The sequence below is a fragment of the Chitinophaga skermanii genome, assembly GCF_003259335.1.
Taxonomy (GTDB): Bacteria; Bacteroidota; Bacteroidia; order Chitinophagales; family Chitinophagaceae; genus Chitinophaga; species Chitinophaga skermanii.
This window is the reverse complement of record NZ_QLLL01000006.1, coordinates 1-18,437: the sequence shown is the minus strand read 5'-3', so window position 1 is coordinate 18,437 and position 18,437 is coordinate 1. Positions and strand designations below refer to the sequence as shown.

The window sequence follows — 18,437 nt, the reverse complement described above, 5'->3', positions numbered from 1 at the left end:
TGTTAGACGTCGATCGTTTCACCGATAGCCGGTAAAAGTAATTCTACACCCGCATCTTCGAAAGTAGCCAATGCTTCTTTCTTGTCAATCTTAATGTAACCGAAAGTGTCGTAGTGAACACCAATAACTTTCGTTACCTCAACCAAGCTGGCCGCGATTGTTGCATCTTCCGCATCCATCGTGAAATTATCACCAATAGGGAAGATGGCGAAATCAATCGGTGTATACAATGGCACTAATTCCATGTCCAAAGTAAGCGCCGTATCCCCACTATAATAAAAATTACCTTCTGTTGTTTTGAAAATAAAGCCCATTGGGTTACCACCATAGCTACCATCCGGTAAACCAGAGCTGTGTTGTGCAGCTGTACATTTCACAGTACCGAACTCGAAGTTCCATTTACCGCCCGTGTTCATCGGGTGAACATTCGTAACGCCTTGCTTTTGAGCCCATTCTATGATCTCGAAGTTCGACACCACTTTCGCGCCGGTACGTTTCGCCAATTCTACTAAATCTGCTACGTGATCGCTATGACCATGAGATACAAAAATATAATCAGCTGTAATCGTACTAATATCTATCGCCTTTGCCAACTCGTTATGCGTGATGAACGGGTCAAACAAAATCTTCTTTCCCTTAACTTCCACCAAAAAGCTGGAATGTCCGTAGTAGGTGAACTTCATATCGTTAGTTAAATTAAATTATCCCCAATCGAACAAAAATACAACGATTACCCAAAATTCAGGCCAAGGCCCCTATATTATTTATTCACAAATAACATGGCCCTAGGCCCCTTACCCCGGGAGCTTGGGTTATTTTCTAGTAAGATACAATTTTTTTTCAGCCCATTCGTCTTTGTATTCTCCCCGCCTCACCACCTTATATATTAGAATGTTGTACATTTTAACTTTTTAATTAGGGTTGCGCAGCGTAATTTCGGGGCTTCTTTTGGTTAGATTTATTAAACTATTACATGCGACAAGGGCTAAATTACTGGATCTTCGTTTTATTGATGTTCATGGTCGACCTCTACGTTTTTATGGGCGTACGGGCAGTCGTAAAGAACACGTCAAGTAAAACCAAGAAGATTACCTATACGGCATATTGGACTTTCTCTATCATTATTTATATCATTCTCATCACCTTCGGGTTAAAATCCGTGCATTGGGAGCTGGTGCCATCATTACGTAGCCATGTGATTACGTTAATTATGGGGCAGTTCTTCGCAAAGGCGATCGTAATTTTATTCATGATTATTGACGATATACGTCGTTTTATTACCTGGATCATTTACCGTGTAAGCCCACCGAAAGCTGAATCCAGGGAGCCAGGTTTAAAAAGCGGCATCACTCGTTCGCAGTTCCTTACCCGTGCAGGTATGTTCCTAGGAGGTGGCCTATTTGCTACCTTGGCCTACGGTTTCTCTAATAAATACAACTACCATATCCGCCGCGTAAAGTTGCACTTTAGCAACTTGCCTTCGGCATGGAAAGGGTTGAAGATTGTACAAATATCTGATATTCATAGTGGTAGCTTCAATAACAAGCAAGCCGTAGAGAAAGGCGTAGCCATGATCAATGCCCAAAATGCCGATATCGTGTTTTTTACAGGCGACCTGGTAAATGATCGCGCCATTGAAATGCAAGAATACATGGGCGTATTCAATAAAGTGAAAGCGCCCATGGGTGTTTATAGTACCTTGGGTAACCACGATTACGGCGACTATTTCCCATGGCCCGACAGGGACGCCAATGGTAATAGCGCTCAAAAAGCGGCCAACCTCGAACAGTTGAAGGCGATCCACGGCGAATTGGGCTGGCAATTGATGATGAATGAAAACAAGATCTTCACCCGCAATGGCCAACAATTAGCCGTTGTAGGAATCGAGAACTGGAGCGCCAACCCACGTTTCCCTCGTAAGGGCGATATGCCAAAGGCAATGGCAGGTACAGAACAAGTGCCATTCAAAATATTATTATCGCACGATCCTACCCATTGGGATGCAGAAGTGCGCCCGGTGTACCCTAGTATCGATTTAATGTTAGCCGGGCACACCCATGGTATGCAATTCGGCATCGAAATACCTTATTTCAAATGGAGTCCTGCCCAGTACTTGTATAAACAATGGGCTGGCTTGTACAAAGAGAAGCGCCAGGTGCTATACGTGAATAGGGGCTTTGGCTTCTTGGGATACCCCGGCCGCGTGGGTATTTTACCGGAAATTACCGTTATAGAATTGGTATAAGCTTATACAAGATCTCATTCATTATATTTTATTCAACCCGCTTTACCGGCTAGTTTCGTACTGGCGGCATGGCGGGTTCTTTATTGGCCTAACAAGGAAACCTATATCTATGATGCAACGTATCGTGTTGATAATCTGTAGTATTTTACTCAGCCAAACGGCGCATGCCCAATCTTTAGAAGAATTGGAGCGTTCACTTGATTCCCTATTGGGCCTTCGTGATAAAAGCCAATTCGTGGTCGGCATCAGCTACGGCAATAATCCTGCTTATGCCGATGGTAAAATGAACTACGCCCGCTCCCTTGTGCAAAAGCCCTTCCTTTCTCCCAGTATTTCCTACTACCATAAAAGTGGTTTATATGCCAATGCAAGCACTTATTACATGTTTGGCGCCACGAAGAACCCATGGTTCGAGCACGACCTGGGTATTGGCTACGATTACAATAAGCACCCTAACTTTATCGCCGGTATTTCGTACAACCACTATTTCTACGCCGACTCTAGTGATGTGCCACTAACGCCCATAAAAAACGAGTTATATGCCTACTTTAGTTACCGCAAATGGTGGTTAGAACCCGGTATTAATATTGACTTCGGATGGGGCAAGGAATCTGCACAATACAAACGGGTTACCTATACAAATAGTGGCCGCGATTTTAACCTCAATCTCGATGTACGGCATAGCTTTCTTTGGATCGACGTGCTGAATCGGAATGATGGGTTGATGATTCTCCCTGTAGCTTCGCTCACCTTTGGCACCACCAATTACCTGACCAACCTACGAGGAACGATGCCGTTAGGTAACAAACACACTAAACCGCAGGAAATCAATTACATTGATAGGCTCAGCTTTGGCCCCCGCTTTGCAGATCTAGGAGTAAGGGTGGCTTATAATTACAAGTTTGTTACTATTTCGCCTGCTTACACGGTATTTAAACCTTTGCAAGGCGATGACAGGAGTATGCTTGGCTATTTTTCGGCTACGATGAAGTTTGGGTTTTAGTTGTTTGGGTAGCTGTTAGAAGGTAGTTGTACGCTGTTGTTACTGTATATCTATGCTTGTGAGGGATTTATGGTTAGGTAATGCCAATGTGTGTGTCATGTGTGGATCATGTAAGCTCCAAGTACCTACCATGTAGTTTCCAAGTAAGTTCCATGTAAATCCCATGTAATTCCATGTAATTTCAAGGTATTCGATATATACTTCTTCTTATGGAGATGTTATCTAGATATTATTTAGATATATGGAACAGTTATCTTTCCTTTTATATACTGTTGATTCAACAATTGATATCCCTTTAATGAGAGATTTTGTATTATTTCATGTACCAACCTCAACGCATCATTAAAGAATTTTAATCTCTGCTATCTAAAATTTTCTGCGCTCAAATAGCGTTATGGCTATTTGTAAATCTCTCGCATACAATGTACTAGGAAGTTTGTAGAAAGGAAGGCATGACTTTTGCATTTCTGAAACAAATCTGAAACATTTCTTTAACAGTATATAGGGGAGGTGAATAAAAAACACGTCTTTATTAAAACCAGTACAAAAAACAATTTATGAAAAAACTACTATTTGCCGCGGTATTACTATCTGCGCTAACCGTATCCACAGTTAATGCCCAACGATTTGTCCGCTTTGGTATCAAAGGCGGTGCTAACCTCCAAAAATTAGATGCAGAAGGTTTTGACAAAGGTTTTAACTGGGGGTACCATTTAGGTGGCTTGGTGCAGGTTAATTTGATGAAAGGTTTCGGTGTGCAAGGTGAGGTGATTTTCTCCGAATCGAAGCAAAAAACAACCGATAAGTTCTCAGATATCTATACAACTGATCCTACCGCCAACAACAAAGACATTAAACTCAATTACTTGAGCATTCCAATCATGGCTAACATTCCAATTGCTTTAAATCAACGTTTGAAATTGCAAGTTGGTCCACAGTATAGCATCCTCATGAGCAAAAACGATAACCTCTTGCAAAACGGTGAAAAAGCCTTTAAAAACGGCGACTTCTCCGTATTGGGTGGCTTATGGTTGCAATTGCCAATCGTGAACATTTCTGCTCGTTACGTAGTAGGTTTGAATGATATCAGCGACCTTGGTAACACAGGTAGCTGGAAAAATCAATCTATCCAATTGGGTGTTGGTGTAACCTTATAAGGCTAATTTATATTCCACATAGCATGCGTTCCGCACCTACCATACACTGGTAAGCTGCGGAACGCTTTTTTTTACCTATCTTTCTGCCGTGCTGTATCCACGCTAGGGTTGGCATTAAAGTTGACTAATAGGGGTACAACCTCATAAATCGACAAGCAGAGTGTTTTAACTGACAGCTTGTCTTTTTGGAATTAAACTAATCAGATGAACAAATTTTTTTTAGGAAATTCAGAGGATGAGATGGAGTTCATGCCATTGATTCCACTGGGCGATGAGAACGAGAATGCAGACGACGACAAGCTTCCCGACGAATTGGCCCTTTTACCTTTGCGAAATACCGTGTTATTTCCAGGCGTAGTTTTGCCCATTACTGTTGGTAGAGATAAATCAATAAAAGCTGTAAACGACGCTTACAAGGCTGACAAAATGATAGGTGTTGTAGCGCAAAAAGACAGTAACGTAGAAGAACCAGCCATTACAGATTTATCTGAAGTGGGTACGGTAGCGAAAATTGTGAAGCTTATTAAAATGCCTGATGGTGGTACTACCGTAATCATCCAAGGCCGCAAACGCTTCAAAATCGATGAAATCACTACAGAAGAGCCTTACTTCAAAATAAAATACACCTTGCTGAAAGATGAGCCTTCCAGCAACGAAGAAGAATTCGAGGCCTACATCTCTTCTATTAAAGACCTCGCCGGCCAAATCATTGCCTTATCTCCGAATATCCCTTCGGAAGCCAGCATGATCTTAAAGAACATCGAAAACGCTAACTTCTTGATCCATTTCGTGTCGTCTAACTTGAATAGCGACCTCATGGAGAAACAACAATTGTTGGAAACCAACAATTTGCACACGCGTGCAGAACTGTTGTTGAAGCTGTTGCAAACCGAGTTACAACTCGCCGAGCTCAAAAACAAGATCACCAATAAAACAAAAGCCGACCTCGATAAACAACAACGCGATTACTTCCTGCAACAACAGATGAAATCCATCAAGGAAGAACTCGGGGGCGATACGAACGACCGCGAAATCCGCGAAATGCAACGTAAAGCCGAGTTGAAAAAATGGCCACAAGCCGTGAAAGAAGCCTTCACCAAAGGTATCGAGAAGTTGGAACGTATGCACCCCAGCACACCAGATTACTCGGTGGTATACAACCACTTAGACCTGATGCTCGACCTTCCTTGGGGCGAATACACCGACGATATTTACGATCTAAAGAAAGCAAAGAAAATCCTCGATCACGACCATTACGGAATGGACAAAATCAAGGAACGTATCTTGGAATACCTAGCAGTATTGAAGTTGAAAGGCGATATGAAGTCACCAATTTTATGCTTTGTAGGCCCTCCAGGTATCGGTAAAACCTCTTTAGGTCGCTCTATTGCCAATGCCATTGGCCGTAAATATGTGCGCTTAAGCTTAGGTGGTTTACACGATGAAAGCGAAATCCGCGGTCACCGTAAAACATACATCGGCGCTATGCCAGGCCGTATTGTACAATCGATCCGCAAAATCAAATCCTCTAACCCGGTAATGATTTTAGACGAAATCGATAAAATCGGTAGCGACTTCCGCGGCGATCCAGGGTCTGCTTTATTGGAAGTATTGGACCCAGAACAAAACAATACCTTCTACGATAACTACCTCGAGTTAGAATACGACTTAAGTAAAGTGTTGTTCATCGCTACGGCGAACAACATCAACAATATCCACCCAGCATTACGCGATCGTTTGGAAATCATTGATTTAAGTGGTTATTCAATCGAAGAAAAGGTGGAAATTTCAAAACGTCACCTCATCCCTAAGCAAAAGGATGGACATGGTTTGAAAGATGTGAAGTTCAGCTTCAACAAAGCCGCTATTGAGAAAGTGATCCAAGATTATACCCGCGAAAGTGGTGTACGTGAATTGGACCGCCAATTTGCTGCCATCATGCGTAGTATTGCGAAGAACGTTGCTTTGGAAGAAGATGTACCGTCTATCATTACCGACGAGAAAGTAGAGCAGGTGCTTGGTAAAACACGCTATTCCAACGAGATGTACAAAGCAGGTAACCCAGCCGGCGTAGCTGTGGGCCTTGCATGGACATACGTAGGTGGCGATATCCTCTTAATTGAAACGAGCCTAAGCGAAGGTAAAGGCGAATTGAAATTAACAGGTAACCTTGGCAACGTGATGAAAGAATCGGCTGCAACTGCTTTAAGTTACTTACAAGCACATGCAAAAGAGTATAAAATTGACCCGAAATTATTCTCTACTAAGAGCATCCATATACACGTACCCGAAGGCGCCGTTCCAAAAGATGGTCCTAGCGCGGGTATTACCATGGTAACAGCATTAACATCCGCCTTCACTGGTCGTAAAGTGAAGAATTATTTGGCTATGACGGGTGAAATTACCCTGAGAGGACAAGTATTGCCGGTGGGTGGTATTAAAGAAAAAATTCTCGCTGCAAAAAGAGCCGGTATCAAGGAAATCGTGCTCTGCTGGCAGAATGAGAAGGACGTGAAGGACATAAATCCTGAATATATTAAAGGAGTTAAGTTCCATTATGTAAAAGAAGTGAACCAAGTGCTCGAAACTGCGTTATTAAAGAGATAGCAGTACGAGCAGCTAATCTTGGCAATGCATGTACATATTCATGTTGATTGTTTTAAGGGTTTGAGTAAGGCCATTTCTACATAGTAGAGATGGCTTTATTCTTTTCCGGATTTTCGTATTTTGCAGGGGTAGAACTACTATCCTAAGCGCCCATGCCTTTATATCGTCTCCTTTTTTGCCTTTTATTTTGCTCGATCCAGGCTGGGGGGCAGCAATTGGGTGGTGCTCAAACGTTTTCATTCCTTCAACTCCCTACTTCCGCACATTTAACAGCTTTAGGTGGCACGGCTACGGCTTGGCAATCGAACGATATAGCCTTCGGTATCCAAAATCCCGCCTTACTAAGGCCAAGTATGCATACCCATTTACAGGTGAATTATGCTGATTATTTCGCCGGGGTGAAGTATACGAACCTCGCCACAGCCTTTTACTTCGATCACATCGCTACCACCTTTGCTACGAGCTTACAATATATACATTACGGGCAAATGGCTTATACCGATGAAACAGGGCAAGTAAATGGGCAATTTGCACCTGTGGATTTTGCTTGGCAAGTTTCGGCCGGTAGGCAGTACTTATCGCGGTGGTATTATGGGGCGAGTTTAAAGTTCATACAAAGTAAATACCAAGAATTTACGTCGAATGGATTTGCAGTCGACGTAGGGTTGTCGTATATTGATACTGCAAATGGCTTGCAAGTATCCGTTGTGGCGAAGAATATGGGTACCCAATTGAAAAAAGCGGGGTCATCTTCTGAACCCATGCCGTTCGATTTACAAGCAGGCATTAGCAAACGACTGGCACATGTACCCTTACAAGTATCAGCCAGCTTTAGAAAATTGTACAAATTCGACAGCGCTGTAAAAAGCACGCAGGGCGAGGAAAGCCTACAAACGGGCACCTTCGACCGGGTGATGCAGCATATTGTATTGGCTTCAGGATTAACGATAGCGAAATACGTAGCGGTAGACGTGGCGTATAATCACCAGCAGCGAGTAGAACTAGCCACCATGCAGCAAAAGGGATTGAGTGGTTTTTCGTTAGGGGTAGGCATCCTGCTACAAAAAATGCAACTGTATTACGGCCGAGCCATGTATCAACGTAACCAAGCTTATAATCATATTGGTATCAACATCCCTATGCATCGATGGATGAGCTTCGGAAAATTCGGACGAAGCGGTAGTTGATACTGCATTCAACATCATTTAATCGTTAACTATGCAACAAGACGCAACACCCATCATTTCCATTCACCATTTGGGTAAATCTTACGACGATAAAGTTGTTTTAAAAGACATTAACCTCACTGTTTACCCTGGTCAAGTAATTGGTTATATTGGCCCTAACGGCGCCGGTAAATCTACCACTGTAAAAACGTTGATAGGTTTAATCACCGATTTTGAAGGGGAAGTAAACATCGCTGGAATGGATTTACGTACCCAAGCCCTCGATATTAAAAAGATCATTGGCTATGTACCCGAGAACGCCGAGATTTACGATGTGCTCACACCCATGGAGTACCTCAATTTCACCGGCTTATTATACGGTATGGAGCCTGCCACGATCGAAGAACGAGCCGTTAAAATGCTTACAGCCTTTGGGTTGCACGATAACCGCTTCCAAAGAATGGATACATTCTCGAAAGGGATGCGCCAGAAAGTGCTCATCACAGCCGGCTTATTACACAACCCGCAAATTGTGATTCTCGACGAACCCCTCAGCGGCCTCGATGCCAACGCTGTAATTATCGTAAAAGAGATCATGACCCTCTTAAAGAAAGAAGGTAAAACGATTTTCTATTGCTCGCATATGATGGACGTGGTAGAGAAAGTATCGGATAGAATTGTGCTGCTGAATAATGGTGAAATAGTAGCCAATGCTACGTTTGAAGAACTGAAGCAAAGCGAGGGCGATACGTTGGAAAACATCTTTGCGCAATTAACAGGTAAAGAGAATTTGAGTTCCATGGCCGACGAGTTTATTAATGCATTTAAAAACTAAGTACCATGGCTAAATTCTATTTATACTTAGTAGCATTATTCAACCCTGTATGGCGCAAGCTGGGGGTTGATCCTTTGCAGTTGCAAGTTATTTTGCAAACGAAGCTAATGATGGACGATCGTAGGCCGATGAACCTTAATCATAAGAAGCAGAAAGAGAGTAAGAATGCCACGTATGTACTGATCTTTATTTCGGGTTTGATGGGCTTGTTTTATTTAATGGCCTTCAGCATAAGCGATGATCCGCTCTTGAACTTAACCGTGTACTTTTTCATGTTCATGGTTATGTTAGCCATTACGTTGATTTCAGATTTTACACATGTGCTAATTGATGTAAAAGATAACTACATCATTTTACCGAAGCCGGTAAATGATAGAACAGTGTTGTTCTCGCGTTTATTACACATAGGTATACATATGTCGAAGATTATTTTGCCTTCGAGTTTGCCGGCATTCTTCTATATCATATTCGGCTATCATTCGGTAGTAGGGGCGTTATTGTTCCTAGCATTAGTTTTCTTTGCGGCTTTATTTGTAGTGTTTACAGTGAACGCGGTGTATGTTATTGCCCTAAAAGTAACTACGCCAACGAAGTTCAAAGAGATCATCAATTATATCCAAATTGCGTTTACCATTTTAGTATTTGGCATATACAATATCCTGCCGCGTATGATTTCTAAGCTCGGTGCTGTGAATATCAACTTGTTGGATTATCCTTTCTTCTATTTCGCGCCTCCTACTTGGTTTGCGGGTACCTATAAATGGTTAATTACCGGCGATGCAAAAGGTATTTTCATGCTATTTACAGTACTAACAGTGGTGGTACCATTGGTTTGTATTTGGCTTGTAATCAAAGTATTTGCACCGAGTTTTAATGCGAAGTTGGCAAGTATTAGCGGTAGTAGTAGTGAACCGGTAAAGGTTACGCAAGAGCAAGTTACGCGTACACCATTATATAAACGCTTAGCGAACCTATTTACGGGCAATAATGCCGAACGTATGGGCTTTGAAATATCGTGGTTGTTAACGGGGCGTACGCGCGAGTTTAAGTTGAAGGTGTACCCATCGTTAGCATATATTGTTATCTATTTTTTTGTGATTGTTTTTTCCTCGATGAATGGGAAGAAGTTGTCGTTCAACGAGTTTATGGATAAGCTTACGCAATCGCATGCTTACATTATTCTGATCTATGCTTCTACGCTCGGGTTTATTAGTGCCATTAGCAACATAGCGTATACTGATAAATATAAGAGTGCTTGGATTTATTTCGCTACACCTATTCAAACGCCGGGCGATATACTCATGGGTTCGTTTAAGGCGGCTTTATTGAAGTTTTTTGTACCGATTTATATCTGCATTACAGCTGTTACAATTGGTGTGTGGGGCTACCAGGCTATTCCGAACTTGTTATTGGGATTTGTGAATGTGGCATTAACGAACTTGTTCTTAGCGAAGTTTTACTTACGTCGTTTCCCTTTCTCGGTAAAGGTGGAAACAGATAAGAGTGGGGGAGGCTTTATGCGTGGGTTGATGATATTGATTATACCGGGTGCTTTGGGCGGGCTGCATTACCTGGCGAGTATTTTGTCGGTGTATTTGATTTGGGGGTTGCTGTTGTTGTCGCTTGGAGGGTTTTACCTATTGTATATGAACTTTAAAGAAACATCATGGAAACAACTGGCTAAATATTAGCCAGTTGTTTTTTTATATGCTTAGTCAACTAACAATCGCTTGTAAAGTTGGATGGTATTTTCTAAACCTAAGTAGATAGCATCGCAAACGAGGGCATGGCCGATGGATACTTCTTTGAGTTGCGGGATATGCAGCTTAAAGTAGCGGAGGTTGTCCAAGTTAAGATCGTGGCCAGCATTCAGTTCAAGCCCGATATTAGACGCTTCGCGTGCGGTGTTTTTATAGTCGTTGAACAACGCTAAGTTTTGCGGTTGTGTAAGCGCGTTGTGGTATTCTTCGGCGTAAGGCCCTGTATACAATTCGATACGATCTGCACCTGTTGTTTTAGCGGGTTCTACCATTTGCACATCTGCATTCAAGAAGATAGACACACGGATACCGGCAGCCTTTAGGGCGCTAATAGCATCTCTTAAAAATGATTGGTAACGAATAGTATCCCAACCAGTATTTGAAGTTAATACCCCTGGTGGATCTGGCACCAACGTACACTGTTCTGGCTTTACTTCCAGCACTAAATCCATAAAATCTGGTGAAGGATAACCTTCGATATTAAACTCCGTTTTTACGATGGGACGTAAGTCGCGTACATCTTGGTAGCGAATATGGCGTTCATCTGGACGGGGGTGAACGGTAATGCCATCGGCGCCAAAGCGTTCGCAGTCGGCAGCCACTTTTAATAGGTCTGGCATGTTGCCACCTCTTGCATTACGCAGGGTTGCAAATTTGTTGATGTTAACACTCAGCTTCGTCATGTTTGCAAAATTACGGGTTTGTACAAGGATGTAAAAACTAAAAATTGTACCAACGGCAGTGGAAATAAAAATCGCCATGGCAAAGCATTCACCATGGCGATTTTCAAAACTATTTGGATTGTTACGTCGACTAGTAACGGTAGTAATCAGGTTTGTAAGGACCCGCTACTGGAATACCGAGGTATTCAGATTGTACAGTCGTTAACGTATCGAGTTCTACGCCAATTTTCTTCAAGTGTAAGCGTGCTACTTTTTCATCGAGGTGTTTAGGAAGCACGTATACTTTGTTTTCGTAATTACCGTGGTTAGCCCAAAGTTCCAATTGCGCCAATGTTTGGTTGGTGAAGGAGTTAGACATTACGAAAGATGGGTGACCAGTTGCACAACCGAGGTTCACGAGACGACCTTCAGCGAGCAAGATAATGTCTTTACCATCAATGGTATATTTATCAACTTGTGGTTTGATTTCTACTTTGGTATTACCGTAGTTTTTGTTCAACCAAGCAACGTCGATTTCGATATCGAAGTGACCGATGTTACAAACGATCGCTTTGTCTTTCATTGCTTTGAAGTGTTCGCCGGTGATGATATCGCGGCAACCTGTAGTGGTAACAATGATATCAGCCTCTTTCACAGCATCCGCCATTCTTTTCACTTCATAACCTTCCATAGCAGCTTGCAAAGCACAGATAGGATCGATTTCAGTAACGATAACACGCGCACCTGCACCAGCTAAAGATTCAGCAGAACCTTTACCTACGTCACCAAAACCGGCAACAACAGCTACTTTACCAGCGATCATAACGTCGGTAGCGCGGCGGATTGCATCCACACAAGATTCGCGGCAACCGTATTTATTATCGAATTTAGATTTAGTAACAGAGTCGTTGATATTGATCGCAGGGATTGGTAAAGAACCGTTTTTCATTCTTTCGTACAAGCGGTGAACGCCTGTTGTAGTTTCTTCGCTCAAACCTTTCACGTGTTGGATTAATTCTGTGTATTTATCGAACACCATGTTCGTTAAATCACCACCATCATCCAAGATCATGTTCAAAGGACGGTCTTCGCTACCAAAGAAAAGGGTTTGTTCAATACACCAGTCAAATTCTTCTTCATTCAAACCTTTCCAAGCGAAAACAGGTACACCTGCAGCAGCAACAGCAGCAGCAGCGTGATCTTGCGTAGAGAATATATTACAAGAGCTCCAACGAACTTCAGCACCTAATGCTACTAAAGTTTCGATCAAAACCGCTGTTTGGATTGTCATGTGTAAGCAACCGGCGATACGAGCACCTTTCAATGGTTGTGCAGCACCATATTCTTCTCTTAAGCTCATCAAGCCTGGCATTTCTGCTTCAGCTAGTTCGATTTCTTTACGGCCCCATTCAGCAAGAGACATGTCTTTTACTTTGTAAGGCAAGCTTAAATCTATTTTTGAATTTGCAACGATAGACATGCTAATAAATTTTTCGCAAAGTTACCGTTATTTTAACTTATTCCATAATGTTTTTGACCTATACCGCGGTGAGTGTGAATCAATTCGATAACAAGGGCTTATCTCTTCTTATCCACCCCTTTATTTTGCCCTTTCAAATCCAAGTCAGCAAGTAACTTTTAATGCTTAATAACCTCAAAATCAACCCAGATAGTATAAAATACACGCAAGTTTATTTGTTTTAATATAATAAATAATATAGATTTGCTTATTGTAGTATATAGATTGCACGAATTCTATTACATACATATGTACCATTTCTCCTATAGATTGGAAAATAGACTAATAGGAAGGTTTTGAAAGCAGAAGATTAGAATAATTCAACCCCGAGGTAGGAGCTTCAGCAATTTTTTATTGGTCGCTATTGTGAAAGCGCGGAAAAGTAGTGCCTTGTAAAAGGCCATCGAGGCGACATATGCTGTAACGAGTTTTTAGGAATATGTAAACCTATACACACGCAAGTAGTAGCTTATTAACGAGGAAGCGATCCTTTATAGTATTGTCATTATAAAGAAATTTTGATTTTTTATGTTTGTCCTATCCTATCCTATGAAACAGCTTGCAGCTGCATGCAAAGCATTCCGTGCTGCGTATGCTTCGTTGTTATTCATGTTGATGATCTTGGTGGGTGCTTCGAGCCATGCTTATGCTCAAAGCGGAACTATCATTAACCCCAACGGTGGTAACACTACAACCGATGGCTTGGCAATCAAAATCACCGACACCAATATCGTCGTTCGTAGGAACGGCATTTGGGAAGCCGCCAATGTGGCCGGCGCTGCGGGCGACCAAGGGATCAGGCCTTACATTATCTTCGAAAAAAGATTATCGGCATCGGGGAGCCCCTCGATACACCGCATCCAAAACCGCTTCATCTCACAAATCACCGGCACAGGCGACGTGTCTTCGCCATGGCAAGTGATCATGACGGACACCGTTAGCAACTTCGATCATAAAAGATATACCATCAATACAACGATCTCCTATACAGCAGGAGATAATTACTTTTTCCTAGACTACGTAATCTTAGCCCCTCCCGGTACTGAATCTTACTATGTACACTTGTACCATAGTGAAAGAATTTGGATGGGTGGCTCTGGCTGTAGCATGGGGCAAGCAGGAGAGCTAATTAATTGGGACGAATACCGTGGTCCTGCCGTATTACTCCCCGATATTGTTCGTGTGTATAGACCAGAGAATGAATGTAGCAACTTACCATTCGACGCTCATATATATAGAACATCGGGTGGTTTTACTTCGTACTTCGCTTCCAACCCCGATTTGCGCGATGAAAAGCTAGTACCCGGTTACCTATTACGCAGTGTTACCAACGCCTCGCTCTTCCCGGAACCATCCAAAGGTATTTCGGTGCACAAAATGATCGAGTTCAATGGTACCCTTGGTAGCTCATATTACGAACCTAAAACAAAAAGAATATTAGTTGGCTACGGCTTAGATACTACTTTCAATGGATTGGACTACACCGATCCATTTGTTGCTAATAACAGTACTGGCGTAACAGTTGGATTTACAGCCGATTCTGTAGGGGTGGCAGAAGGGGATGATACGCATATACTAGATGGCCTGAAAATTAGGGTGTCGACCGGTGTACTTACTTCACCACAATTATTAAAAATTAAAGTGAAGCCGCACACATCTGCCGGCGTAACGAATACCGATTACGAATACCTGGGCGCATTAGTGATTCAACCCAACGTATATGCAACCCCGGTAGAAATCGACATCACGAACATTCTTATCAAAGGCAATACCTCCCTTCAACCCAACCGTAGCATGCAACTCGAGTTGGAAAGCGGAACCCCGTTAGTCAACATCGACCCGGCTGCTAACATAGCGGCCTATACTATTTTAGACGACGACAATGGTAAAATTGCCCTTGAACCTATCGATACTTTATTACACGAAGGGCAAAGCATGCAAGTACGCGTGAAGTTAAACGGTGGTATCGCGGGCGAAGATATTACAGTAACAATCGACAAAGGCAGCAATACCGATGCACAAGACGAAGATTACCAAGTAGCTACGCCGTTCCCATTCACCGTAACCATCCCGGCAGGCAGCAATGAAGCAACTTTCACCTTAACAGCAGCCACAGATCAAATCATCGAAAAACCTACGCAACTGTTGGAATTAACAGCCACAGCTACCGTATCGGGCCTCACCAAATTCGCGAAAGCCAACGTGAACATTGTAGATGAAACACGTTTGAACCCGGATAATATGGTGATTAGAATCGATGATATCCTCGGAGCCTACGAAGGCGATTTCTTCTGGGTACGTGTAAGTTTACCGGCAGGTATTACAACGGAAGAAGAATTGAAAGTGACGATTTCTGTAGATCCTACAAAATCGACCACCGACAATGCCGACTTCGATCCAATTCCAACAGAAATTACCATCAACCCGGGCGAATCGAGCGCGATCATAGAATACTTATCTATTTTATTAGATGATAAAATCGAGTTCAAAGAAGAATGTTGGTTGAATGGCTATGCCGAAGGTTTTACCGTAGAACCAGGTGTAATTGAAGTAGAGGATGTTGACTACGATCCAGGCAACCCTTGGGGCAATATGTACACCGATCCATTCGTGTTCACGATAGAAGAAGGCGACCCTGCTGGTGTAACATTCGTAGTAACGTTACCAGGTAATAAAATTGCCGGTAAAGACTTTGACCTAGATCTAAGTTTAGAAGGTGGTTCAACTGCCGAAGCAGCCGACTTTGTGAACTTCCCATCGAAAGTTACCTTCCCGAAAAACGCGAGCGAGTTCCGTTTCACGTTGTATCCTGATCATGATGATGAGGAGGAAAGTGACGAGGATGCCTATGTATTATTATCCTCTCCATACTTCAGCTTTTACAGTGTGCCGGTTACCATTATTAATAAACCGGTAGATAATAATAGTGGAGATAAGAATATTAAACTAGAACCTGAAGCTATTGAAGTATTAGAAGGTGGTACCGTGAAGGTGTGGGTGAAATTGGCGAGCAACGTAGCAGCTACCCAAGATCTTACTTTCAATATTGCGGCTGGCAGTGGTACATCGGCCGATTTACCGGCGGGCGCTTATACTTTCCCTAGTACTGTGATGATTCACACGGGTGAAACGAAAGCCTCGTTTGATGTAGTAGCAACGGGAGATAATAATATATTAGAATTAGCAAGAGATTTAGATATTGTTGTTAGTGGCGACGTATACGGATTTGCTGCATCGGCAGATACAATTATTACGATCAAAGATTTAACTAGCACGATTCCAGCGAATAAAGTCATTAGTTTAACCGTACCGGCTAGCATTACGGAAGGTGAAACAAAAACAATCACCGCTGCATTACCAACTGGTATTACAGCAAGTTATCCTATTACGGTAAGCTTAAGTCAAGTTGCAGTACCATCATCGGTAGATGCTGCTGATTTTGTAGGAGGATTGCCAACACAGATTGTTATTGCGAAAGGTGCACCAAGTGGTATGATAAGCGTAGAAGCTGTGAAAGACCATAAACACGAGCCAACTGAATACCTGCAAATGAAACCAACAGCAGCAGGCTTTACTTTCGGTGGCAATGTAAATGGTAGTGGTAATCTTGAAATGAGCGTAATCAACTACGATGAGGCGATTAGCATGTCGGCTACCACCACCACGGTACAAGAAGGTGCTACAGCGGTAACAGTTACCGTTGCCTTAGCGAATAGCGTATTGGCAGGGGAGAACATTGTAGTGAACTTGCAAAGAGATGCAGCCTCTACAGCTGCGGCAACAGACTTTGATTTGTCGGCCACCAGCGTTACAATTCTACAAGGAACGAATAGTGCATCGTTCACATTTACTGCGAAAGATGATAATATATTAGAAGGAGATGAAATAGCAACGATTCGAGGTACGAATGTGAATGGTTATACAATTAATGGTATCAGCTTTACGATTACCGATAAAACAAGTACCGTAGCGGCTAACAAGGTATTAACGATCGCATCCGATTCTACAAGTTTATTTGAAGGTAATAGTGCAACTGTTTGGGTAAGGTTACCGGAAAATATTACAACAGCAACAGCTATAACGGTCTCATTAAGTCGTGGTGCATCTAGCGATGCCGCTTTATTGGCAAGTGAGTATAGCTTCCCCGCAACTGTAACCATTCCTGCAAACGGCAACGAAATATCTTTCACATTAACCGCTACAGGAGATGATAATTTGTTTGAAAGAAATGAGCGTTTGGAAATTAATGCTACAGCAAATGTTTGGGGAACAGCGAATAATATTAATGAAGATGTAGACATCAAAGATATAACCATTACGAAGGCAGCGAATAGGGTAGTAAACATTACTACGCCTGCTAGCATTAAAGAAGGTAATACTGGCAGAATTGTATTCCGTTTACCAGCTGGTATTTCAACCACATACCCTATTACATTTAGCTTAGTAAACAATGGTAGTACAACGGTAGCGGCCGACTTTAGCGGTGGTTTTCCAACGGAAGCCATTATACCGGCTAATAACGATAGCGCATTTGTTACCATTTCACCCATAGCCGACAATTCAGTAGAAGGTACTGAAACCTTGAAGTTAACAGCAGGTAGTGCAGATGGATTTACTTTTAATGGTGGTATTAATATAGATATTGAAGATGAGGATGTGAGTGGTATTATTGCCTTAACAGCATCGCCATTAGGTATGACAGAAGGTGATCCGGCTAAAGTAGTTACAGTAAGTTTACCAAGTGGTGCTGTAGCAGGAAAAGATATTGTGGTGAATTTGAGTAAAAACGCTAGTTCTACGGCATCGGCTAGCGACCATAGTGCATTACCTACAAGTGTAACCATTAAGAAAGATTCCAGCTTTACAACATTTACAGTTGCTGCTTTGGATGATGATTTATTGGAAAGAGAAGAAACATTGGTAATTACAGGTACAAATAGCGATGGTTATACAGTAAGCGGAATTACCTTACTAATTGCAGATAAAACCAGCGATATACCAGCAAATGTTGCCATTACATTAACAGCCGATTCAACAACAATTTTAGAAGGCAACAGCACGAAAGTGTTTGTACGCTTACCTAGTAATATTACTACAACAGAAGCGATCACGGTGAACTTAAGTCGTGGTGCATTAAGCGATGCCGCTTTACAAGCCAGCGAATACAGCTTCCCAACAACCGTAACGATTCCAGCGAATAGCAATGAAGGTTCGTTTACCTTAACAGCAAGTGCAGATGATAATGTATTGGAAGGACTAGAAAACCTCCAAATCGCTGCCAGTGCAAACGTATTCGGTACAACATCCACAGCCACAACTACAGTAGGTATTGCAGATAAAACCAGCACAATTGCTGCGAATAAAGTAATCACCATTACTGCGCCAACTTCTATCAAAGAAGGCGAAACGAAATCCATTACAGCTAGCCTGCCTAGTGGAATTTCTACAGCTACGCCTATTACAGTTACATTAACCAATAACGG

11 protein-coding genes are annotated in these 18,437 nt (G+C 42.4%); 8 read left to right on the top strand and 3 right to left on the bottom strand.

Going from position 1 to position 18,437, the window contains the following annotated elements:
- Nucleotides 1-2 precede the first annotated feature (2 nt).
- On the bottom strand, nucleotides 3-683 hold the full coding sequence (locus LX64_RS15795) for a metal-dependent hydrolase (protein ID WP_111598657.1): 681 nt from the start codon (nucleotides 681-683) through the stop codon (nucleotides 3-5).
- Nucleotides 684-973: 290 nt separating this feature from the next.
- Here LX64_RS15795 and LX64_RS15790 point away from each other — a divergent pair, with 290 nt between their 5' ends.
- The 7 genes from LX64_RS15790 (at nucleotide 974) to LX64_RS15755 (ending at nucleotide 10,704) form a co-directional block, all read left to right on the top strand.
- On the top strand, nucleotides 974-2,245 hold the full coding sequence (locus LX64_RS15790; RefSeq protein WP_111598656.1) for a metallophosphoesterase: 1,272 nt from the start codon (nucleotides 974-976) through the stop codon (nucleotides 2,243-2,245).
- Nucleotides 2,246-2,354: 109 nt separating this feature from the next.
- Nucleotides 2,355-3,248, top strand: coding sequence for a hypothetical protein (locus LX64_RS15785; protein ID WP_111598655.1), 894 nt, complete (start codon nucleotides 2,355-2,357; stop codon nucleotides 3,246-3,248).
- 557 nt (nucleotides 3,249-3,805) lie between these two features.
- Nucleotides 3,806-4,405, top strand: a complete 600-nt coding sequence (locus LX64_RS15780; RefSeq protein WP_111598654.1) for a porin family protein — start codon at nucleotides 3,806-3,808, stop codon at nucleotides 4,403-4,405.
- 204 nt (nucleotides 4,406-4,609) lie between these two features.
- Nucleotides 4,610-7,012, top strand: a complete 2,403-nt coding sequence (lon, locus tag LX64_RS15775; RefSeq protein WP_111598653.1) for an endopeptidase La — start codon at nucleotides 4,610-4,612, stop codon at nucleotides 7,010-7,012.
- A 152-nt stretch (nucleotides 7,013-7,164) separates the two neighbouring features.
- Nucleotides 7,165-8,199, top strand: a complete 1,035-nt coding sequence (porQ, locus tag LX64_RS15765; protein WP_148707343.1) for a type IX secretion system protein PorQ — start codon at nucleotides 7,165-7,167, stop codon at nucleotides 8,197-8,199.
- Nucleotides 8,200-8,230: 31 nt separating this feature from the next.
- A complete protein-coding gene (locus LX64_RS15760; RefSeq protein WP_111598650.1) occupies nucleotides 8,231-9,013 on the top strand; it encodes an ABC transporter ATP-binding protein in 783 nt (260 codons plus the stop codon).
- Nucleotides 9,014-9,018: 5 nt separating this feature from the next.
- Complete coding sequence (locus LX64_RS15755; protein WP_111598649.1) at nucleotides 9,019-10,704, top strand: hypothetical protein; 1,686 nt, start codon at nucleotides 9,019-9,021, stop codon at nucleotides 10,702-10,704.
- A 20-nt stretch (nucleotides 10,705-10,724) separates the two neighbouring features.
- On the opposite strand, the gene LX64_RS15750 is transcribed toward LX64_RS15755, so the two are convergent.
- Together LX64_RS15750 and ahcY are read right to left on the bottom strand one after the other, a co-directional pair.
- Nucleotides 10,725-11,456: a pyridoxine 5'-phosphate synthase gene (locus tag LX64_RS15750; protein WP_111599086.1), complete on the bottom strand. Its 732-nt coding sequence runs from the start codon at nucleotides 11,454-11,456 to the stop codon at nucleotides 10,725-10,727.
- A gap of 130 nt (nucleotides 11,457-11,586) precedes the next feature.
- Nucleotides 11,587-12,915 (bottom strand): adenosylhomocysteinase, encoded by a 1,329-nt coding sequence (ahcY, locus tag LX64_RS15745; protein ID WP_111598648.1) that lies wholly within the window; start codon nucleotides 12,913-12,915, stop codon nucleotides 11,587-11,589.
- 588 nt (nucleotides 12,916-13,503) lie between these two features.
- Between ahcY and LX64_RS15740 the strand changes: the two genes are divergently transcribed.
- Nucleotides 13,504-18,437: Calx-beta domain-containing protein (locus tag LX64_RS15740; protein ID WP_158538640.1), on the top strand; the 4,934-nt coding region annotated here is incomplete at its 3' end.